The 21,537-nt window shown below is 68.8% G+C and carries 18 protein-coding genes; 13 read left to right on the forward strand and 5 right to left on the reverse strand.

Translation table 11 applies throughout. The features are described 5' to 3' along the window. Positions 1-115 precede the first annotated feature (115 nt). The 8 genes from HTY53_RS02080 (at position 116) to HTY53_RS02115 (ending at position 9,341) form a co-directional block, all read left to right on the forward strand. Entirely contained in the window at positions 116-1,048 is a 933-nt protein-coding gene (locus HTY53_RS02080; RefSeq protein ID WP_174104731.1) for an aldo/keto reductase, read from the forward strand. A gap of 27 nt (positions 1,049-1,075) precedes the next feature. Beyond that, on the forward strand, positions 1,076-2,482 hold the full coding sequence (locus tag HTY53_RS02085) for an NTP/NDP exchange transporter (RefSeq protein ID WP_174104733.1): 1,407 nt from the start codon (positions 1,076-1,078) through the stop codon (positions 2,480-2,482). A gap of 196 nt (positions 2,483-2,678) precedes the next feature. After that, positions 2,679-3,785 (forward strand): S-(hydroxymethyl)glutathione dehydrogenase/class III alcohol dehydrogenase, encoded by a 1,107-nt coding sequence (locus HTY53_RS02090; RefSeq protein ID WP_174104734.1) that lies wholly within the window; start codon positions 2,679-2,681, stop codon positions 3,783-3,785. A 19-nt stretch (positions 3,786-3,804) separates the two neighbouring features. Further along, complete coding sequence (fghA, locus tag HTY53_RS02095; protein ID WP_174104736.1) at positions 3,805-4,695, forward strand: S-formylglutathione hydrolase; 891 nt, start codon at positions 3,805-3,807, stop codon at positions 4,693-4,695. Between the two features lie 201 nt (positions 4,696-4,896). After that, positions 4,897-5,985 carry an ABC transporter ATP-binding protein gene (locus tag HTY53_RS02100; protein WP_174104738.1) on the forward strand — a complete coding sequence of 363 codons (1,089 nt, stop codon included), beginning with the start codon at positions 4,897-4,899 and terminating at the stop codon, positions 5,983-5,985. Between the two features lie 63 nt (positions 5,986-6,048). After that, positions 6,049-7,101 carry an ABC transporter substrate-binding protein gene (locus HTY53_RS02105; RefSeq protein ID WP_174104740.1) on the forward strand — a complete coding sequence of 351 codons (1,053 nt, stop codon included), beginning with the start codon at positions 6,049-6,051 and terminating at the stop codon, positions 7,099-7,101. 46 nt (positions 7,102-7,147) lie between these two features. Then, positions 7,148-8,416 (forward strand): ABC transporter permease, encoded by a 1,269-nt coding sequence (locus tag HTY53_RS02110; protein ID WP_174104741.1) that lies wholly within the window; start codon positions 7,148-7,150, stop codon positions 8,414-8,416. 61 nt (positions 8,417-8,477) lie between these two features. Then, on the forward strand, positions 8,478-9,341 hold the full coding sequence (locus tag HTY53_RS02115; RefSeq protein WP_174104743.1) for an ABC transporter permease: 864 nt from the start codon (positions 8,478-8,480) through the stop codon (positions 9,339-9,341). Here HTY53_RS02115 and HTY53_RS02120 read toward each other — a convergent pair. Next, complete coding sequence (locus tag HTY53_RS02120) at positions 9,298-10,290, reverse strand: GlxA family transcriptional regulator (protein WP_174104746.1); 993 nt, start codon at positions 10,288-10,290, stop codon at positions 9,298-9,300. The two genes, HTY53_RS02115 and HTY53_RS02120, sit on opposite strands and share 44 nt — an antisense overlap. A 209-nt stretch (positions 10,291-10,499) precedes the next feature. Between HTY53_RS02120 and ybaL the strand changes: the two genes are divergently transcribed. Then, the gene (ybaL, locus tag HTY53_RS02125) at positions 10,500-12,308 is read left to right on the forward strand and encodes a YbaL family putative K(+) efflux transporter (protein WP_174104748.1); all 1,809 of its coding nucleotides are present in this window, start codon (positions 10,500-10,502) and stop codon (positions 12,306-12,308) included. Between the two features lie 35 nt (positions 12,309-12,343). Here ybaL and HTY53_RS02130 read toward each other — a convergent pair whose 3' ends face one another. Then, a complete protein-coding gene (locus HTY53_RS02130) occupies positions 12,344-13,381 on the reverse strand; it encodes an AraC family transcriptional regulator (protein WP_174104750.1) in 1,038 nt (345 codons plus the stop codon). A gap of 248 nt (positions 13,382-13,629) precedes the next feature. Here HTY53_RS02130 and HTY53_RS02135 point away from each other — a divergent pair, with 248 nt between their 5' ends. From HTY53_RS02135 to HTY53_RS02150, 4 genes are read left to right on the forward strand one after another with little or no spacing between them, the layout of a single operon-like run. After that, positions 13,630-14,763, forward strand: a complete 1,134-nt coding sequence (locus tag HTY53_RS02135; protein WP_174104751.1) for an acyl-CoA dehydrogenase family protein — start codon at positions 13,630-13,632, stop codon at positions 14,761-14,763. 57 nt (positions 14,764-14,820) lie between these two features. Continuing rightward, positions 14,821-16,344: a CoA-acylating methylmalonate-semialdehyde dehydrogenase gene (locus tag HTY53_RS02140; RefSeq protein ID WP_174104753.1), complete on the forward strand. Its 1,524-nt coding sequence runs from the start codon at positions 14,821-14,823 to the stop codon at positions 16,342-16,344. A 38-nt stretch (positions 16,345-16,382) separates the two neighbouring features. Further along, on the forward strand, positions 16,383-17,282 hold the full coding sequence (mmsB, locus tag HTY53_RS02145) for a 3-hydroxyisobutyrate dehydrogenase (protein WP_174104755.1): 900 nt from the start codon (positions 16,383-16,385) through the stop codon (positions 17,280-17,282). A 17-nt stretch (positions 17,283-17,299) separates the two neighbouring features. Beyond that, a complete protein-coding gene (locus HTY53_RS02150) occupies positions 17,300-18,505 on the forward strand; it encodes an enoyl-CoA hydratase/isomerase family protein (RefSeq protein WP_174105048.1) in 1,206 nt (401 codons plus the stop codon). Positions 18,506-18,533: 28 nt separating this feature from the next. On the opposite strand, the gene alaC is transcribed toward HTY53_RS02150, so the two are convergent. The 3 genes from alaC to HTY53_RS02165 all read right to left on the reverse strand — a co-directional run bounded on the left by alaC (position 18,534) and on the right by HTY53_RS02165 (position 21,456). Then, on the reverse strand, positions 18,534-19,814 hold the full coding sequence (alaC, locus tag HTY53_RS02155) for an alanine transaminase (protein ID WP_174104756.1): 1,281 nt from the start codon (positions 19,812-19,814) through the stop codon (positions 18,534-18,536). Positions 19,815-19,971: 157 nt separating this feature from the next. After that, positions 19,972-20,814, reverse strand: a complete 843-nt coding sequence (locus HTY53_RS02160; RefSeq protein WP_174104758.1) for a siderophore-interacting protein — start codon at positions 20,812-20,814, stop codon at positions 19,972-19,974. Positions 20,815-20,817: 3 nt separating this feature from the next. After that, entirely contained in the window at positions 20,818-21,456 is a 639-nt protein-coding gene (locus tag HTY53_RS02165; protein ID WP_174104760.1) for a PadR family transcriptional regulator, read from the reverse strand. Positions 21,457-21,537 lie beyond the last annotated feature (81 nt).

Consider the following 21,537-nt stretch of genomic DNA (forward strand, 5'->3'; position numbering starts at 1 on the left):
TCTCCCCGTCCTGCCGGACCCATGCGCATTGCCGACGCCATGCGGCTGCCCCCACCACCAACCCGCCGCTCCTTGCCTACAATGGCCGGATGATCGCCGGCCAACAGGAGTCGCCATGCCCTTCGATCGTCGCCGCTTCCTTGCCTGTTCCGCCGCGCTGGCGGGCACGCTGACGTCCGCCGTGGGGGCGCAGCCCGGCCCCGCTTCCGCGCCGGCTGCGGCAGGCGCGGCCCCGCTGCGGCGCGCCATCCCGGGCACGCGCGAAACGCTGCCCGTGATCGGGCTCGGCACCGCCGACACCTTCGACGCCGGCACCCAGGGCCTGCAGCAGGGCCCGCTGTTCGAGGTGATGTCGCTGCTGCTGCAAACCCCCGGCGCCGTTCTCGATACCGCGCCCAGCTATGGTGCGGCGGAAGCGGTGACCGGCGAATTGTTGCGCCTGCACAATGGCCGCAAGCAGGTCTTCCTCGCCACCAAGATCTCGGCGTCGGCCAGCGGCGCGCCGGCGCAATGGGCGCGCTCGCAGCAGGAGCTGGGCAGCGACACCGTCGACCTGCTGCAGGTTCACAACCTGATCGACTGGGAGGAGAACCTGCGATTCCTGCGCCGCCTGCAGGAACAGGGCAAGACGCGCTATATCGGCGTCACGCACTATCGCGCCGATGCGCACGACCGGCTCGAGCAGATCGTGCGCAACGAGAAAATCGATTTCGTGCAGGTCAACTATTCGCTGGGCGAGCGCGAGGCCGAACGCCGGCTGCTGCCGCTGTGCCGGCAGCGCGGCATCGGTGTGCTGATCAATCGGCCGTTCCAGGACGGACGCCTGTTCCGCGCGGTGCAAGGGCGGCCGCTGCCGCCGTGGGCGGCCGAGCTCGATTGCAGCAGCTGGGGCCAGCTCTTTCTCAAATTCATCGTCAGCCATCCGGCGGTGACCGCCGCGATTCCGGCCACCTCGAATCCGCGCCATATGCGCGACAACCTCGGTGCAGCGCTTGGCCGGATGCCGGACGCGAAGCAGCGCGAGCAGATCGCCGCGCTGCTGGCCTAGCGCCCGACGCACCCGGACCGATACGGCATGGCCGCCGCTCCGTCACCGCCGTCCAGCCCCGGCCGCCTCGGCGCCCTGGGCATCCGTCCGGGCGAACACGCGGCCGTGGTCGCGGCTTTTTTGTTCTTCTTCTGCCTGTTCGCCAGCTACTTCATGCTGCGGCCGGTGCGGGAAACGATGGGCATCGCCGGCGGCGTGCGCAACCTGCAATGGCTGTTCACCGCGACATTCGTCGTGATGCTGGCCGCGATTCCGCTGTACGGCCTGGTCAGCTCGCGGCTGCCGCGGCGGCGCTTCGTGCCGTGGGTCTATGCGTTCTTCATCGCCAATCTGCTGGTCTTCGCGCTGGCCACGCGGGCGCGGCCCGACGATGTCTGGCTGGCGCGCGTGTTCTATGTGTGGCTGTCGGTGTTCAATCTGTTCGTGGTGTCGGTGGCCTGGAGCCTGATGGCCGACGTGTTCCGCCCCGAACAGGCGCGCCGGCTGTTCCCGGTGATCGCGGCCGGCGCCAGCGTCGGCGGGCTGGCCGGGCCGCTGCTGTCGGGGTGGCTGGTCGAACCCATCGGCCTGACCGGGCTGATGCTGCTGTCGGCCGTGCTGCTGGCGGCGACGCTGCCGGGTTGTGCGTGGCTGTTCCGCTGGCGGGCGCGGGCCGGGGCCGGTGCTGCGCTCGGAACCATCCCGCCGGGCGATGCCGCGGCGCGTGCCGGCTCCGTCCACCATGCAGACGCGGCACGCGACGATCCGCGCGACCCGATCGGCGGCAGCCTGCTGGCCGGCCTGACGCTGATCGCGCGCTCGCGCTATCTGCTCGGCATCGCGCTGTTCGTGATCCTGCTGTCGACCGCCAGCACCTTCCTGTACTTCGAACAGGCGCGGCTGGTCGCCGAAACCTTCCCCAGCCGCACCGAACAGACCCGCGTGTTCAGCGCGATCGATGCGATCGTGCAGGCGGCCACCATCGTGATCCAGCTGTTCTTCTCCGGCCAGGTGGCGCGGCGCTATGGCGTCACCGCGCTGCTGACGCTGGTGCCGTTGGCGGTGGCCGGCGGCTTCGTGCTGCTGGCGATCTGGCCGGTGTTTGGCGTGCTGGCCGGCGTGATGGTGCTGCGCCGCGTCGGCGAGTATGCGATGGTGCGACCCGGCCGCGAGATGCTGTTCACCGTGGTCGATGCCGAGACCAAGTACAAGGCAAAGAACGTCATCGACACGATGGTCTATCGCGCCGGCGATGCCGTCAGCGCGTGGGTCAAGACCGGCATCGATGCGCTGGCCTGCCATCCTGCGGTGGTGGCCGTGGCCGGCGCCGTGCTCGCCCTGGTCTGGGGCTTGCTTGGCTGGTGGCTGGGCCGGCGTCATCAAGGGGCCGCCGACATGCCGCTGCGGACCGCCCCCTCCACGGCCGGGCCTGCCACTCGCATGCCGGGCCGTTAGCCCTCGCATTCGGCCAAAATGGCGGCATGCGGGGCCAAGCGGGCCAGACCGCTCCGCCCGCCCGACGCCGCAGGCGTTACAGTGTCAGCCAGTACAGTGTCAGCCAGGCATGCGGCACCGGCACCGCCGGGCCGTCAACCACCGATCGATCGTATCGTCGCCGCGCATCGCGCGGCGCCACCGAAGGAAAGCCGCCATGAAAACCAAAGCCGCCGTCGCCTGGAAAGCAGGCGCCCCGTTGACCGTCGAGGAAGTCGATCTGGCCGGACCGCGCGCCGGCGAGGTGCTGGTCGAGATCAAGGCCACCGGCATCTGCCATACCGACTACTACACGCTATCCGGCGCGGACCCCGAGGGCATCTTCCCGGCCATCCTCGGCCATGAGGGCGCCGGCGTGGTCACGGAGGTCGGCCCCGGCGTGACCTCGCTGAAGCCCGGCGACCATGTGATTCCGCTTTACACGCCCGAATGCCGCCAGTGCAAGTTCTGCCTGTCGCGCAAGACCAATCTGTGCCAGGCGATCCGCGCAACGCAGGGCAAGGGCCTGATGCCGGACGGCACCTCGCGCTTCTCGCTCGACGGCAAGCCGATCTTCCACTACATGGGCACGTCGACCTTCGCCAACCACATCGTGGTGCCGGAGATCGCGCTGGCGAAGATCCGCGACGACGCGCCGTTCGACAAGGTCTGCTATATCGGCTGCGGCGTGACCACCGGCGTGGGCGCGGTGCTGTTCACGGCCAAGGTCGAGGCCGGCGCCAATGTGGTGGTGTTCGGCCTGGGGGGCATCGGCCTGAACGTGATCCAGGGCGCCAAGATGGTCGGTGCCGACAAGATCATCGGCGTCGACATCAACCCGAATCGCGAGGCGCTGGCGCGGCAATTCGGCATGACGCATTTCGTCAATCCGAACGACGTCGAGAACGTGGTCGACCATATCGTGCAGCTGACCGACGGCGGCGCGGATTACTCGTTCGAATGCATCGGCAACACCAAGGTCATGCGCCAGGCGCTGGAGTGCTGCCACAAGGGCTGGGGCAAGTCGATCATCATCGGCGTGGCCGAGGCCGGCGCCGAGATCTCGACCCGTCCGTTCCAGCTGGTGACCGGCCGCGAGTGGAAGGGCTCGGCGTTCGGCGGCGCGCGCGGCCGCACCGATGTGCCGAAGATCGTCGACTGGTATATGGACGGCAAGCTCAATATCGACGACCTGATCACGCATACGCTGCCGCTGGAGCGGATCAACGAGGGCTTCGACCTGATGAAGCGCGGCGAGTCGATCCGTTCGGTCGTGCTGTACTGAGGCCGGAGGCGCAACGCTCATGCTCGAACTGCTCTCCGAGCACGGCTGCTTCGGCGGCGTGCAGCGCTTCTACCGGCATGCATCGACCGCGGTCGGCTTGCCGATGCGCTTCTCGGTGTTCCTGCCGCCCGCGGCGCTGGCCGGCGTCGGCACGCCGCGGCCGGCGCTGTTCTATCTGGCCGGCCTGACCTGCACCGAAGAGACCTTCATGATCAAGGGCGGCGCGCAGCGGCTTGCCGCCCAGCTCGGGCTGATCCTGGTCGCGCCCGACACCAGTCCGCGCGACACCGGCATTGCCGGCGAGGCGGACGAATGGGACTTCGGGGTCGGTGCCGGCTTCTATCTGGATGCCACGCAGGCACCGTGGAACGCGCACTGGCGCATGGAAAGCTATGTCGCCGGCGAGCTCTACGATCTGGTGGTCGGCGAACTGGGCGCCGACCCGGAGCGCATCGGCATCTTCGGCCATTCGATGGGCGGCCACGGCGCGCTGGTGCTGGCGCAGCGCCATCGCGACCGCTTCCGCTCGGTATCGGCCTTTGCGCCGATCGCGGCGCCGTCGCAATGCCCCTGGGGCGAAAAGGCCTTCAGCCGCTATCTGGGCGAGGACCGCGCGCAATGGCTGCAGTACGACGCCACCGCGCTGATGCAGGCGCAAGCCGGCGCGCCCTTCCCCGGCGGCATCCTGATCGATCAGGGGCTGGCGGACAAATTCCTGGCCGACCAGCTGCATCCGCAAGCCTTCGAAGCGGCGTGCGCCGCGGTCGGCCAGCCGCTGACCCTGCGGCGGCACCAGGGCTACGACCACGGGTATTACTTCATCGCGACGTGGATGGAGGACCATCTGCGCCATCACGCCAGCCAGCTCGGCGACGGGGCGCCGCGAGCCGCCGGCACGCCGGGCAACTGATCGATAGACAACCCGCGGGAGGGCACCTGGGCGGCGCCCTCCCGGCGCCGCTTCGCGTTATCTAAAGCCCGAATCCCGAATGCGATAGCCGCGCCAGGCGGGATCGCTCAACATGCGCCGCGAATCAGAACTGCCAGAGACGTGATCGCGTTCGGCAGCACCAGGCATCGCGGTGATGCCTGCTGACAACGGGATCGGCACATGGCACGCGGGGATTTCATCAGGTTCGCATCGGTTTCCAAGGCTTACGACGGCAATCATGCCGTCGTCCGCGCACTGGACCTGTGCGTGCGCGAGGGCGAATTCCTGACGCTGCTCGGCCCGTCGGGCTGCGGCAAGACCACCACCCTGATGATGCTGGCGGGCTTCGAGGCCCCGACCCACGGCGAGATTCATCTGGACGGCGAACGCATCGACCGCGTGCCGCCCCACCGGCGCAACATCGGCATGGTGTTCCAGAACTACGCGCTGTTTCCCCATATGACGGTGGCGCAGAACGTCGCCTTCCCCCTGCAGATGCGCCATCTGGCGAACCGCCAGATCCGCGAACGCGTCGGCGAGGCACTGGAGATGGTGCGCCTGCAGCCGTACGCCCATCGCCGGCCGGCACAGCTTTCCGGCGGCCAGCAGCAACGGGTGGCGCTGGCGCGAGCGCTGGTGTACCGCCCCAGCCTGATCCTGATGGACGAACCGCTGAGCGCGCTCGACAAGCAGCTGCGCGAGCAGATGCAGTGGGAAATCAAGCAGCTGCATGCCCGCGTCGGTATCACTGTGGTCTACGTGACGCACGACCAGGCGGAGGCGCTGACGATGTCCGACCGGATCGGCGTGATGAACGAGGGTGTGCTGCAGCAGCTTGCCACGCCAGCCGACCTTTACGACAACCCCGCGAACGCCTTCGTCGCGCGCTTCGTCGGCGAGAACAATGCCCTGACCGCGCAGGTCGCCGCCATCGAGGGCGGCCATTGCACGCTGCGGCTGCCCGACGGTTCGCTGGTACAGGCGCGAGCCGGTGCCGGTTTGCGCGAGGGCCAGACCGCCTCGCTGACGCTGCGTCCCGAGAAGATCGTGATCGCACCCGCAGCGGCCGCGGGCTGGAACACGGCTCCGGCGCAGATCGCCGGCGTCGTCTACTGCGGCGACCACCTGCGGGTGCGGGTGGACAGCTGCGGCCTGGGCGGTGTCCTGATCAAGGCGCCGACGCAGGGCGCCGGCGCTCCCCTCGCCGCCGGCGGCAACGTCACCATCGGCTGGATGCGGGACCACTGCCTCGCTCTGCCCCTGCATTGAACGCCGAGACTTCCCGGCACGATCGACCATCCCGACACCATCCCTGTACTTTCGTTCTCGACCATGCGTATCCGATCCCTGCTGCAAGCCGGTGCCGTCGCGCCGTTTCTGATCTGGGCCGCCGCCGTGCCGGCCCAGCCTTCGCTGACCGTGGCGTCCTGGGGCGGCGCCTACAGCAAGAGCCAGCGCGAGGTCTACTTCGAGCCGTTCGCGAAGGCCACCGGCATCGCGGTCCGCGAGGACGAGTGGGACGGCTCGGTCGCCCGGATCCGCGCGATGGTCGACAGCCGTCATGTCTCCTGGGACGTGGTCGACATCTTTCCGGTCGAGGCGCTGCAGGGTTGCGAGGAGGGTTGGCTCGAGAAGATCGACTACAGCAAGCTCGGCGGCAAGCAAGCATTCGTCGAGGGTGCTGCCATGGAATGCGCGGTCGGCACGGTGCTGTACTCGACCATCTACGCGTACAACGCCGACCGTTTTCCCGCAGGCGGACCGACGACCATGGCCGACTTCTGGAACGTCAGAAAATTCCCGGGACCGCGAGCCATGCAGAAGACGCCGCGCACGACGCTCGAGTTCGCCTTGATCGCCGATGGCGTGCCGGCACGCGATGTCTACCGGGTACTCGGCACCAGGGAAGGCGTCGCGCGGGCATTTCGCAAGCTCGACGAGATCAAGCCTTACGTCAAGGTCTGGTGGACCGCGGGCGCGCAGCCCGTCCAGCTGCTGGCCGACGGCCAGGTCGTGATGACTACCGCATGGAATGGCCGGGTCTTCGACGCGGTGAAGAACAACGGCAAGAACTTCAGGATCGTCTGGGACGGGCAGGCAATGGATTTCGACCTGTGGGCCATTCCCAGGGGCACGCCGCAGCGGGCCGCGGCCCAGCAGTTCATTGCCTTCGCCTCGCGGCCCGACATCATGAGCAGGCACCCCGCCTATCTGCGGTACGCGCCGACCACCAAGGCAGCGGTACAGCGGTTGTCGCCGGACATTCTCAAGGACCTGCCCAGCGCGCCGCAGAACAGCAAGAACGCGTTCGTGGTGTCGGCCCGCTTCTGGGCGGACAACGATCAGGAACTGACCGAGCGCTTCAACCAGTGGCTCGCGCGCTGACGCGGCGGGTCGCACCGGATACCATCCATCGCTTGACGGGACACAGATGTCGATTCCATTGCGCGACGCCGAAGCGGCCGGTGTCATCGCCGGCGCCGGACGCCGCCGATTCCGAGAGGTCATCGCGCCGCGCCGCCAGCTGATGGCGCTGGCACTGGTGGCGCCCCTGTCCCTGTTTCTGCTTGCCACCTTCGTCGCGCCAGTCGCGACGCTGCTGGTACGAAGCGTCGACAACCGCGAGATCGGCCGCGTGCTGCCGCACACGGCCAAGGCACTGCACGCATGGGATGGCACCGGGCTGCCCGATGAGAACGCCTTCGCCGCCCTGGCAGACGATCTGCAGAACGGCTCGCGGGAAGACGTTGCAGCGGTCGCGCGCCTGCTCAATACGTATCGGCCCGGCGCTCGGTCGCTGCTGATCCGGACGGCCCGGACGATCGCACAACAGGACGGCATCGACGCGCCCTCGCCTCGGGGCCGGTTGGTCCGCATCGACCCGGCCTGGGACGAGGCCCCGATCTGGCAGGCGCTGCGGCGAGCCGTGCCGCCCTTCACCGATCACTATCTGCTGGCCGCGCTCGATCTGCGCCGCGAGGCGTCGGGCGCCATCGTCGCCGTCGAGCCCGACAGCGCCATCTATCGCGACGTGCTTGGACGGACGCTGGCGGTCAGCCTCAGCGTGACCGTCGGCTGCCTGCTGCTCGGCTATCCGCTGGCCTATCTGATGACCCAGGCCGGACCCCGCACGGCGCGGATCCTGCTGCTGCTCGTGCTGCTGCCGTTCTGGACCTCGCTGCTGGTGCGCACTACCGCATGGGCCGTCGTGCTGCAGAACCACGGTGTGCTGAACACGCTGCTGGCCTGGACCGGCCTGATCGATCCAGGCCATCCGCCCGAGCTGATCTACAACCGGACGGGCGTGCTGATCGCGATGATCCATATCCTGTTGCCGTTCATGATCCTGCCCGTGCATGGCGCCATGAAGGCCATACCGGCCAATTACCTGCGCGCTGCCGCTTCGCTCGGGGCGCCGCCTCGCCAGGCCTTTCTTCGTGTCTTCCTCCCCTTGAGCATGCCCGGAGTCGTCGCCGGGGCCCTGATGGTGTTCATCCTGGCGCTGGGGTACTACATCACGCCCTCGCTGGTGGGCGGCACGCAGGACCAGATGCTGGGCTTCTACATCGCCTACTTCGCCAACCAGGTCAGCAACTGGGGCATGGCGGCCGCACTGAGCGCCATCCTGCTCGCCGCCATCGTGCTGCTCTACGCGGTGTTCCATCGGGTCGTGGGCGTCGATCGCCTGCGGATCGGTTGACCGCACCCCGCCTCGCTGCTACCTCGCTGCCACGCCCCACCGCCACCCCGCCCGCGTTGCCATGCCTGCCTCGTCTCTCCTGCTCCGGCTGTACTGCGCCGGCGTCCTGATCTATCTGCTGGCGCCGATCCTGTCGATCATCCCGCTGTCGTTCAATGCGGAGCCGTCATTCACCTATCCGCTGGCAGGCTGGTCGCTGCGGTGGTACAGCGAATTCCTCGGCTCGCAGGCCTGGCAGCTGGCGCTGAAGAACAGCGTGATCGTGGCCGTCGGCAGCACGCTTGCCGCGGGTGTACTCGGCACGCTGGCGGCGCTTGGCCTGAGCCAGCGCCAGTGCCCGCTGCGTGCCGGCCTGATGGCCGTACTCGTCGCGCCGATGGTCGTTCCCGTCGTCATCACGGCGGTGGGGTTCTACGCTGTCTTCGCGCAACTGGGCCTGCTGAACTCCCTGGCCGGTCTGATCGTCGCCCACACCGCATTGGGCGCGCCGTTCGTGGTCATCACCGTCACCGCGACGCTGTCCCGCTTCGACAACAGGCTGATGTGGGCTGCCGCCAGCCTGGGCGCGCGGCCGCTCACGGCGTTCCGGCGCGTCATGCTGCCCGCCATCGCGCCGGGCATTGCGGCGGGCATGGTGTTCGCGTTCGTGACGTCGCTCGATGAAGTCGTGATTGCGCTCTTCCTGGCCGGACCGGAGCAGCGAACCTTGCCGCGGCAGATGTGGAGCGGTATGCGGGAATCGATCAGTCCCACCATCACGGCGGCGGCGAGCCTGCTGATCGTGCTGTCGTGCGCCTCGCTGGCCGCGGCGCAATGGCTGCAGGGACGCGCCGCCCGTCAATCGGCTGGAACGGCCGGGGCGGGAAGTCCCGACACGCGGCCTACGCCGCCGCGCCGAAGCGCTGCCGATAGTCGCGCGGCGTGATGCCCAGATGGCGCAGGAAGGCGCGCCGCAGCGCTTCATCGGACCCGAAGCCGCTGCGCGCGGCCACGGCCTTCAGCGGCAGTTCGCCCTGCTCCAGCAGCCGGCGCGCCGCCTCCAGCCGCGCCGATTCGATGAAGGCGGTCGGACTCGCGCCGGTCTCGCGCACAAACACCCGGCGGAAATTGCGCTCGCTCATCGCCGCCCGCGCGGCCATCTCGCTCATCGTGAAGGCGCGGGTCAGGTCGCGCAGGATCCAGTCCTGCACCTGCCTGACGCCGGCATGGCCGGTGGTCTGGCTGGCCAGATGCACGCTGAATTGCGACTGGCCGCCGGGTCGCTTCAGGAACACCACCAGTTCGCGCGCCAGATCGAGCGCGATCTCGCGCCCCAGATCCTCCTCGACGATGGCCAGCGCCAGGTCGATGCCGGCCGTGACCCCCGCCGAAGTCCACAGCCTGCCCTGACGCACGAAGATCGCATCGGGATCGACCGCCACCGCGGGAAAGCGCTGCCTCAGCAGCGGCGCGACGCTCCAGTGCGTGGTTGCGCGCTTGCCGTCGAGCAGGCCGGCGGCCGCCAGAAAGAACGATCCCGAACACAGCGCCACCAGCCGGCCGATGCGCGGCGCCACCGTGCGCGCCCACGGCACGATCTCGTCCGCTTCCTGCAACGCCCTTTCGATATCGCGCGCGCCGACGATCACCGCGGTATCGGGCAGCAGCACCGTGTCGAGCCGGGCGGTGGCCTCCAGCGTCATCAGCGTGTCCGAACGCACCGGGCCCACGCGCGTCGAGACGATCCGCGTGCGATAGGCCGGCGGCCGGCCGCGCCTGGCCAGCTGCAGGTTCGCATAGTCGAACACTGTCATCGGCCCGACCGCCTCCATGGCCTTGAAGCCGGGATAGACGACGAGATCGATCTGATGGGGTGCGGGGGACGGCTGGGACATGAAGCGGAAACGGCGGGCGGGCGGCCGGCGGGAACGACCCGCGGGAGGGACCGCGCTCTTTGGAAAAAGAACGAAGGCGACAGTGTAAACGACGCCCCGCTGCGGGCCGTGCGGAGCGCCGAGCCCCACCTGCTTGCTATCATGAACCGCAGACCGTTGCGCCACCGACCCTTCCGATCACCGCCTGATCACTTCGCTGCGAGCCGCCCGTGCCCCATGAAGTCAGTCTGATCACCACCATCGCCGCCGGCCTCGGTCTGGCGCTCGTCTTCGGCTTCGTCTGCGCCCGCCTGGGCGCGCCGGCGCTGGTCGGCTATCTGCTGGCCGGCATCGTGATCGGGCCTGCCACACCGGGCTTCGTTGCCGACATGGCGCTGGCGGGCCAGCTCGCCGAGATCGGCGTGATGCTGCTGATGTTCGGCGTCGGCCTGCACTTCTCGCTGGAAGACCTGCTGTCGGTGCGCCGGATCGCGCTGCCCGGCGCGATCGTGCAGATTGCCTTCGCCACCGCGCTGGGGGCCGGCGTCACGCGGCTATGGGGCTGGCCGCTGGCCGATGCGCTGGTGTTCGGCCTGTGCCTGTCGGTCGCCAGCACCGTGGTGCTGCTGCGCGCGCTGGAGCAGCGCGGCACGCTGGAGTCGGTCAACGGCCGGATCGCGGTCGGCTGGCTGGTGGTCGAGGATCTGGTCATGGTGCTCGTGCTGGTGATGCTGCCCGCGCTGGCCGAGGTCTTCGGCACGGTGCCTGCAGGCCAGGCCGCGGCGATCGCATCCGGCGGCAACGGGGCCGTGCAGCCCGACGCCGGCGCCTCGCTATGGGCCACGGTCGGCGCCACGCTGGGCCGCGTGGCCATCTTTATCGCGCTGATGCTGCTGGTAGGCCGCCGGGTGTTTCCGTGGCTGCTGTGGCAGGTCGCGCGCACCGGCTCGAACGAGCTGTTCACGCTGTGCCTGGTCGCCGCCGCGGTGGGCATCGCCTACGGCTCGGCGGTGCTGTTCGGCGTGTCGTTCGCGCTCGGCGCCTTCTTCGCCGGCATGGTGCTGCGCGGCTCGGCGCTGAGCCATCGCGCCGCGCAGGAGACGCTGCCGCTGCGCGACGCCTTCTCGGTGCTGTTCTTCGTCTCGGTCGGCATGCTGTTCGATCCGCGCGTGCTGATCGACGCGCCGCTGCAGGTCGTCGCCACGCTGGCCATCGTGATCGTCGGCAAGTCGGTGGCCGCGCTCGCGCTGGTGCTGACGATGCGCTATCCGTTGAACACCGCGCTGACGGTATCGGCGAGCCTCGCGCAGATCGGCGAGTTCTCTTTCATCCTCGCCGGGCTGGGCGTCACGCTGGGCATGCTGACCCCGCACGCGCAGAATCTGGTGCTGGCCAGTTCGCTGATCTCGATCGCCCTGAACCCGCTGGTGTTTCGCTCGGTCGAGCCGCTGCAGCGCTGGATCCGCGGACGCTCGGCGCTGGCGCGCAAGCTCGAGCGCAGCGCCGATCCGCTGGCCGAGCTGCCCGCCACCGTCGATCAGGCGATGCTGCGGCGGCAGGTGGTGCTGGTGGGCCATGGCCGCGTCGGACGCCGCATCGCCGCCGCGCTGCGCTCGCATGGGGTGCCGGTCGTCGTGGCAGAGCAGAACCGCGAGATCGTCGAATCCCTGCGCCAGCAAGGCGTGCCTGCGGTGTCGGGCGATGCGGCCGAACCGTCCGTGCTGATCCAGGCCCATATCGTGCACGCCGGGATGCTGGTGATCGCCACGCCCGATACCGTTGGCGTGCGGCGCATGGTCGAGATCGCACGCACGCTGAATCCGGGCATTCGCATCCTGGTGCGCACGCACAGCGAGGACGAGGCCGCGCTGCTGCTGCAGGATCGCGTCGGCGAGGTGTTTCTGGGCGAACAGGAGTTGGCAACGGCGATGATCCGGCGCGTGCTGGAAACCGCGCGGCAGGACGCCACGGCAGGACCGAATGCCGGCGCCAACAGCGCTGCCGACACCAGCGGCCAGCGCGCCGACGCGCCGAACTGAATCGCTGCGGTCCTGGGGGGGCGCGGGTCGCACCCTCAGTCCACGCCGGCATGCATGCCGCGATAGACCCCGGGCCGCAGCCCGGTCCAGCGCCGGAAGGCGCGATGGAACGCGCCTGGCTCGGCAAACCCCATCTCGGCGGCGATCTCGGTGATCGGCAAGGCGGTATGGCTCAACGCCTCGATCGCCAGATCGCGCCGCAATTCGTCCTTCAGCTGCTGATAGGTGGCGCCCTCCTCCATCAAGCGCCGCCGCAACGACGATGCGGACAGATGCAACGCCGCCGCCAGCCCTTCGAAGGTCGGCCACGCGTCGGGGCGCGACTGCCGCAGCAGCCGCCGCACGCGCGCCGCCACGCTGCTGCGGTCGGAATACTTGACCACCACGTTATGCGGCGCGTCGCGCAGGAAGGCTTTGACGCTGCGCTCGTCGTGCCGCACGGGATGATCCAGCCATGCAGCGTCGAAGACCAGCGCGGTGCCGGGCGCACCAAAGGCGAGCTGGCGTGAATACATGACGCGGTACTCGGCGCTATAGCTCGGCTCGGGATAGCGGAACGTCGCCAGCCGCACCGGCACGCGGCGCCGCGCCAGCCAGCACATCAGCCCATGCAGCATGATCAGCAGCGTCTCCTGCGCGAATACGCCGGGGCGGCGGCGCGACGGCTCGGTCAGCACCAGCGCGGCACGCTCGGGCCCCGCGCCGGGCGCATCGCCATCGTAGCGGCGCAGCAACTGCACGCCGACATCGTCGAGCAGCAGCCCGAAGCCGCGCGCGACCCGCTCGAGCCCCTGCCCCACCGTGCGGCTGCCGGCCGCCGCATGGCACAGCAGCGCGAAGCTGCCTGGCTTCATCGCGCGGGAGTCCTGGCCGAAGAACTCGTCGCCCAGGGCCGCCGATACCGCCAGCCACAGCGCGCCGTAGCTGGTCGCCGACACGCGTGCCTGCGGTACGGCCAGCATCGCCGGCGCGATCCCGGCGGCGCGCAGCACCGGCTCGGCGTCGACGCCGCGCGCCCGCAGGCCGGAAATCGCATGATGGACGAAGCAGATCGCGACGCTACCTTTTTCCATCGGCTCGGACGACAAGGACGGGACGCAACGGCAGAGGCATGGAGACGGTCCGTGGAGGTGGGTCGATGCCGACTGCCGCAGCAACGGCAACCGGCGACGGAAATCGCGGCGGCAAAGCGCGACGGCAAAGCGGCTCGCAGTGGCAAATCAGTTCAGTGCAGTTGACGGATTTTGGCATAGCGCGCGCCGGCATCGTGTTTCTACACTGCGGTCCATCGTCGACGCCGCGATGCCACCACGACAGCGCCATGTACAGCGAATATACCGAGCAGCAACGCATGATCCGCGACACCGCGCGCGCCTTCGCCGAGGAACGGCTCAAGCCGAACGCCGCGCAATGGGACCGCAGCGGACAACTGCCCGACGAGATCGTCGCCGAGATGGGCGCGCTAGGCCTGCTCGGCATGATCGTGCCCGAGCAATGGGGCGGCACCTATACCGACTACATTGCCTATGCGCTGGCGATCGAGGAGATCGCCGCCGGCTGCGCGGCCTGCGCGACGCTGATGAGCGTGCACAGCTCGGTCGGCTGCGGCCCGATCCTGCACTACGGCACCGAGGCGCAGAAGGCGCGCTATCTGCCGGCGCTGGCCAGCGGCGAGCTGATCGGCGCGTTTTGCCTGACCGAGCCGCAGGCGGGCTCCGAGGCCCACAACCTGCGCACGCGCGCGCGTCCGACCGATGATGGCTGGGTGCTGTCGGGCAACAAGCAATTCGTCACCAACGGGCAGCGCGCCGGCATCGCCATCGTCTTCGCCGCCACCGAGCCCGAGCGCGGCAAGCGCGGACTGTCCGCCTTTCTGGTGCCGACCGACACGCCGGGCTTTCATGTCCATGCTCCGGAGAAGAAGCTGGGCATCCGCGCCTCGGACACCTGCGCGATCACGCTGGAGGACTGCGCCGTACCGCACGACGCGCTGCTGGGCGACACCGGCGAGGGCCTGCGCATCGCGCTGTCGAATCTCGAAGGCGGCCGCATCGGCATCGCTGCGCAGGCGATCGGCATCGCGCGCTCGGCCTTCGACGCGGCCTGCCGCTATGCCGGCGAACGCGTCCAGTTCGGCCGGCCGCTGCGCGAGCACGCGCCGATCGCCAACATGCTGGCCGACATGGCTACCGAGCTCAATGCCGCGCGGCTGCTGGTGCATCGCGCGGCGCGCATGCGCAGCGACGGCCAGCCCTGCCTGTCCGAAGCATCGCAGGCCAAGCTCTATGCCTCGGAGCTGGCCGAGCGCGTCTGCTCCAAGGCGCTGCAAATCCACGGCGGCTACGGCTACCTTGAGGACTACCCGGTCGAGCGCCATTACCGGGACGCGCGCATCACGCAAATCTACGAGGGCACCAGCGAGATCCAGCGCATGCTGATCGCGCGCTCGCTGTAGTTCCCCCCTCGCCTTTCCCCTACGGCTTACCGGCTACAACAAACCGACGGAGACACCATGAGCACACAGCCCGCCACCGATACCGCGATCCCGACCGTCAAGCTGCTGATCAACGGCGAATGGGTCGAATCGGCCGCGACCGAATATCGCCAGGTCGTCAACCCGGCCACGCAGCAGGTGCTGGCGCGCGTGCCGCTGGCCACGCGGGCGGAGGTCGAGGCAGCGGTCGGCGCCGCGCAGCGCGCCTTCGCCAGCTGGCGCCATACGCCGATCGGCGCGCGGCTGCGCATCATGCTGAAGTACCAGGCGCTGATCCGCGAGCACAGCAAGCGCATCGCCGCGATCCTGACAGCCGAACAGGGCAAGACGCTGTCCGACGCCGAGGGCGACATCTTCCGCGGCCTGGAGGTGGTCGAGCATGCCGCGTCGATCGGCACGCTGCAGCAGGGCGGCTTCGCCGAGAACGTCGCGGCGACGGTGGACACCTACACGCTGCAGCAGCCGATCGGCGTCTGCGTCGGCATCACGCCGTTCAATTTCCCGGCCATGATTCCGCTGTGGATGTTCCCGATGGCGATCGTCTGCGGCAATACCTTCGTGCTCAAGCCTTCCGAGCAGGACCCGCTGTCGACGATGGAACTGGTGGCGCTCGCGCTCGAAGCCGGGGTGCCGCCCGGCGTGCTGAACGTCGTGCATGGCGCCAAGGATGTGGTCGACGCGCTGTGCACGCATCCCGATGTCAAGGCGGTGTCCTTCGTCGGCTCGACCGCGGTCGGCACCCATGTCTACAACCTGGCCGGCAGCCACGGCAAGCGCGTGCAGTCGATGATGGGCGCCAAGAACCATGCGGTGGTGCTGCCCGACGCGCACAAGGAGCAGACGCTGAACGCGCTGGTCGGCGCCGCCTTCGGCGCGGCGGGCCAGCGCTGCATGGCGACCTCGGTGGCTGTGCTGGTCGGGGCGGCGCGCGACTGGGTGCCCGATCTGATCGCCAGGGCGCGTACGCTGAAGGTCGGCGCCGGTGCCGAGCCCGGTACCGATGTTGGGCCGGTGGTGTCGGTCGCGGCGAAGCAGCGCATCCTCGGCCTGATCGAGGCCGGCGTGAACGAAGGGGCGACGCTGGCGCTCGATGGCCGCGACGTCAGCGTGCCCGGCTATCCGGACGGCAACTTCATCGGGCCGACCGTGTTCACCGACGTCACCACCGAGATGTCGATCTACACGCAGGAAATCTTCGGGCCGGTGCTGGTGGTGATCGGCGTCGACACGCTGGACGAGGCGATCGCGCTGGTCAACCGCAACCCGTTCGGCAACGGCACCGGCGTCTTCACGCAGAGCGGCGCCGCGGCGCGCAAGTTCCAGAGCGAGATCGACGTCGGCCAGGTGGGCATCAATATCCCGATCCCGGTGCCGGTGCCGTATTTCAGCTTCACCGGCTCACGCGGCTCCAAGCTCGGCGACCTCGGCCCCTACGGCAGGCAGGTGGTGCAGTTCTACACGCAGACCAAGACCGTGACGGCACGCTGGTTCGACGACGAGACCGTGAATCACGGCGTCAACACCACCATCGCGCTGCGCTGAAGCGCGCCATCGTCGACGCAAACGCACAGGAGACTTCGATGCATATCGCCTTTATCGGCCTGGGCAACATGGGCGCGCCGATGGCCCGCAACCTGCTGAAGGCGGGCCACACGCTGACGGTATTCGACCTGAACGCGCAGGCCCTTGCCGCCTTGTGCGAAGCGGGCGCGAGCGGCGCCGATTCGCCGCGGCAGGCGGTCGCCGAAGCCGATGTCGTGATGACGATGCTGCCGGCGGCGGTACATGTGCGGCGCGTCTACACCGGTGAGGATGGCGTGCTGGCGGGCGTGCGTGCCGGCGTGCCGCTGGTCGATTCGAGCACGATCGACCCGGCAACGGTGCGCGAACTCGCCGCGCTCGCTGCCGGCCAGGGCAATCCGTTCGCCGATGCCCCGGTGTCGGGCGGCACCGTCGGCGCGCAGGCCGGGACGCTGACCTTCATGGTCGGTGCCGATACCGCGCTGTTCGAGCGCCTGCAGCCGGTGCTGTCCGGCATGGGCAAGAACGTGGTCCGCTGCGGCGACACCGGCACCGGTCAGGTCGCCAAGATCTGCAACAACCTGATCCTCGGCATCTCGATGATCGGCGTGTCGGAGGCGATGGCGCTGGGCGCCCGGCTCGGCATCGACGCCAAGGTGCTCGCCGGCATCGTCAATACCTCGACCGGACGCTGCTGGTCCTCGGACACCTATAACCCCTACCCCGGCGTGATCGACACCGCCCCGGCCGCGCGCGGCTACAGCGGCGGCTTCGGCGCCGAGTTGATGCTCAAGGACCTGGGGCTGGCCAACGACGCCGCTCGCGCCGTGCGGCAGCCTCTGTTTCTCGGTGCGCTGGCGCAGCAGCTGTATCAGGCGATGTGCCAGCGCGGCGACGGCCAGCTCGATTTCTCCGGCGTGATTCGGCAATACCTCGATACCGATGGGGGATCGGCGTGAACGCAAGAGTCGAATCCATGCCGCCGCAGCGCGAGGCCAACGCCAGCGACGAAGTCCGCTTCGAGGTCGTCAATCGCGTCGGGCTCGTCACGCTGAATCGGCCGCGCCAGCTCAATGCGCTGTCGTATCCGATGATCCTCGCGCTGCGCGCGCAACTGCGGCAATGGGCTACGGAGGAAGAGATCGTCGCCGTGGTGCTGCGGGGCGCGGGCGAGAAGGCATTCTGCGCAGGCGGCGATATCCGCGCGCTGTACGACAGCTTTCGCGCTCACGTAGCGGGCAAGGGCGGCGAGGATGCAGAACCGCTGTACCGCCGCTTCTTCGTCGACGAATACCAGCTCGATTTCGAATTGCATCGCTACCCGAAGCCGGTGGTGGCGCTGATGGATGGCATCGTGATGGGCGGCGGCATGGGCCTGGCGCAGGCGGCGCCGCTGCGCATCGTCACCGAACGCTCGCGCGTCGCGATGCCGGAGACCGGCATCGGCCTGGTGCCCGATGTCGGCGCCAGCCACTTCCTGGCGCGCATGACGCCTGAACTGGCGCTCTATGTGGGCCTGACCGGCGTGACGCTCGGTGCGGCCGACACGCTGCTGTGCGGGCTCGCCGATGTCGCGGTCGACAGCGCTTCGTTGTCTGCGTTGGAGACGACGCTGGCGGACATCGCCTGGTCCGACCACGCCAACGGCAACAACGACAACAACGACAACAACGGCAACAATGGCAACAACGGCGACACGGTGCTGGCGCGCCTGCGCCACGCGCTGGCTCCCACATCGTCGACGACCGCCGCGGATGCCCCGCTGCTGCAGGTCTTGCCCGCCCTGCTGCGGCACTTCCGCCCTGGCCGGACACCCGCTGCGATCCTGCAAGGACTTGCAGGCGAGCAGGATCCGGCCTGTGCGGACTGGGCGGCGAAGACCGCGGCACTGCTGCACGGCCGCTCGCCGCTGATGACCGCGGTCACGCGCGAACTGCTGCTGCGCGGCCGCCGGCTCGATCTGGCCGACTGCTTCCGCATGGAGCTCGACGTGGTCAGCCATGCGTTCACCGATGGCGACTTTATCGAAGGCGTGCGGGCGCTGATCGTCGACAAGGATCAGACGCCGCGTTGGCGGGTGGCGAGCCACGACCAGGTCGATGCAGAAGCGGTGCGGGCATTCTTCGATTCGCCCCGGCAAGGCAAGCGACACCCGCTGGCACCGCCGGCCTTGACGTCGTGATCCTTCGATCCGCGTGGTCGCCGGCGAACTACCCTTTCGCCCCGGCCCCGCGCGCCGGCTCGTTCGCCGCCGGCGCAACCAGCCCATCGGCCCGGAACATTGCCTTGATTCCCCGTACCGCCTGCCGAATGCGGGACTCGTTCTCGATCAACGCAAAGCGGACGTAGTCGTCGCCGAAGTCGCCGAAGCCGATGCCCGGCGAGACCGAGACCTTGGCCTTCTGCAGCAGCTGCCTGGCGAATTCCAGCGAGCCGAGCGCACGATACGGTTCGGGGATCCGCGCCCAGATATACATCGAGGCCTTCGGCAATTCGACCGGCCAGCCGGCTTCGTTCAGGCCCCGCGCCAGTACGTCGCGGCGCGACTGGTATTGCGCGGCAATCTCGCGCACGCACTGCTGGTCGCCTTCGAGCGCGGCGATCGCGGCGATCTGCAGCGGCGTGAAGGTGCCGTAGTCGTGATAGCTCTTGATCCGTGCCAGCGCCGTTACCAGGTCGGCGTTGCCCGCCATGAAACCGATTCGCCAGCCGGCCATGTTGTAGCTCTTCGACAGCGTGAAGAACTCCACCGCAATGTCCTTGGCGCCGGGCACCTGCAGGATCGACGGCGCCTTCCAGCCGTCGAACACGATGTCCGCATAGGCCAGATCATGGACCACCAGGATGTCGTGCTTGCGCGCCAGCGCGATCACGCGCTCGAAGAAATCGAGCTCGACGCATTGCGCGGTCGGGTTGGACGGGAAGCCCAGCACGATCATCTTGGGCTTCGGATAGCTGCCGCGGATCGCGCGCTCGAGTTCCGCGAAGAAGTCGACCCCGGGAACCAGCGGCACCGAGCGGATATCGGCGCCGGCGATCACCGCGCCATAGATATGGATCGGATAGCTCGGGTCCGGCACCAGCACGGTGTCGCCGCGATCGAGCGTCGCCAGCATCAGATGCGACAGCCCCTCCTTCGAGCCGATCGTCACGATGGCCTCGCGCTCGGGATCGATATCGACCGCATACCGTTCGCGATACCAGTGCGAGATCGCCCGGCGCAGCCGCGGAATGCCGCGCGAGGTCGAATAGCCGTGGGTATCGGGACGTTGCGCCGCCTCGGTGAGCTTGGCCACGATATGCGCGGGCGTCGCGCCGTCGGGGTTGCCCATGCTCATGTCGATGATGTCCTCGCCACGACGGCGCGCGGCCATCTTGAGCTCGGCGGTGATATTGAAGACGTAGGGGGGAAGACGATCGATGCGCGCGAAGCGGCGCTGGCCCGAGGAGCTCGACGAGCCCGGGCCCGAGGATGCCGGAATGGCTGACATGGTTGTCCTTTTACGTAAGCGCCCGGAACCGTCCGAGCGACGTTGGCGGTTGTCTGCCGCCGGCGACGATGTTAATCGGGTTACGGGCGCACGTCCATCGCTATCGCGGCGATGCGATGGGCGCGCGCCGTCGAGCCGGCGGCCACGGCGTGCCGTCTCAGTCGTCGAGCGTCTCGTGCACGCCCACGGCGCCGTGCTTCCAGTAGGCCGACGCGCGGATGCGGCGCTTGTCGATGCCGCGCTCGTCGACCAGGCAGGCACGCACCGCGCGCATGGCTGCCGCCTCGCCCGCGGCCCAGGCATAGCCTTCTCCTGCAGGCAGTTCCAGTCGGCGCACGGTCGTCAGCAATTCGTCGCCCTCGGCGCGATACAGCCAATGCAGTTCGCAGTCGGCGTCGCTGCGCAGATCGAGGCGAGCGTCGCGATCGTCGACCTCGGCGATCACCACCACGCGCTTGCCGGCAGGCAGTTCCTCCAGACGGCGAGCGATAGCCGGCAGCGCCGCTTCGTCGCCGATCAACAGGTGCCAGTCGAACGCCGACGGGATCACGAAGGAACCGCGCGGCCCGCCGATGCCGAGCCATTGGCCCGGCTGCGCATGCGCCGCCCAGCTGGCGCCGGGGCCATCGCCGTGCAGCACGAATTCGATATCGAGCTCGCGCGCCGCGGCGTCGTAGCGGCGCGGCGTGTAGTCGCGCGCGATCGGCCGCGGCTGCCCCTCGGGGAACATCGGACCGTCCGGGCCCATTTCGGGCAGTACCGGCCGCTGCTGTCCCGGCGCGGGCAGGAACACCTTGATATGGTCGTCGAACGATGCCGAGACAAAGTCGGCGAGATCGTCGCCGGTGAAGGTCACGCGCAGCAGCGCGGGGGAAATCCGCTGCAGGCGGACCACCTGGATATGGCGAAACTTCAGCGGATGACGGACGCGCTCGACGGTGAGCGCGGCGTTGCGGCTGTCAATCGTATCGGGAGTATTGGCGCGGTCGGTAGTGGACATGCATTACCTCGGGGTTCGTGGTCGGGCAGGATGCGGCGGCGCGGCGGCCGCCTCGGTGTCTTCGATGTCAGCGACGGCGCGCATCAGGATGTCCGCCACGCGCCGCTGTTCGGCCGGCGAGGCATCGGTGCGCAGCAGCAGCGCGCGCTTGAGCGCCATGCGCGCCTGCACGAACTCGGGCAGCCAGCCGCTGCCCTGCTCGTCCGGCTCGGGGGGCGGCTCGCCGGCGAGGGCACGGCGCACCCACTCCATCTTGCGGGCGGCATGACGCAGCCCGCTCCACAGCAACGCCAGGCGCTCGCGGTTGGCCTGCAGGAACTCGCGGCCCGGCTCGGCCAGCCGATAGCACTTGCGATTGCCGTCGACGTCGACCCCCGCATGGCCGATCTCTTCCAGATAGGTCAACGCGGGGTAAATCACGCCGGGGCTCGGCTTGTAGAAGCCGGCGCTACGCGCTTCGAGCGCCTTGATAAGTTCGTAGCCGTGGCTGGGCTGCTCGGCCAGCAGGTCGAGCAGCAGCAGTTGCAGGTCGTCGGCACCGAGCTTGCGGCCGCGGCGCAGGCTGTCGGCATCGGAGCCCAATCCGCCGAAGGGGCCGCCGAGGCCGTGGCCGTGCCGGCCGTGAGGATGTCGAGGGGGCATGGGTCAGTCGCACGTTATATCGAAAAACATATCGTACGATATATATCGCCACACCAAAGGTCAACCTTCAGCCCTGCAGCC

It is taken from the genome of Cupriavidus gilardii, from assembly GCF_013314895.1.
Classification (GTDB): Bacteria; Pseudomonadota; Gammaproteobacteria; order Burkholderiales; family Burkholderiaceae; genus Cupriavidus; species Cupriavidus gilardii_C.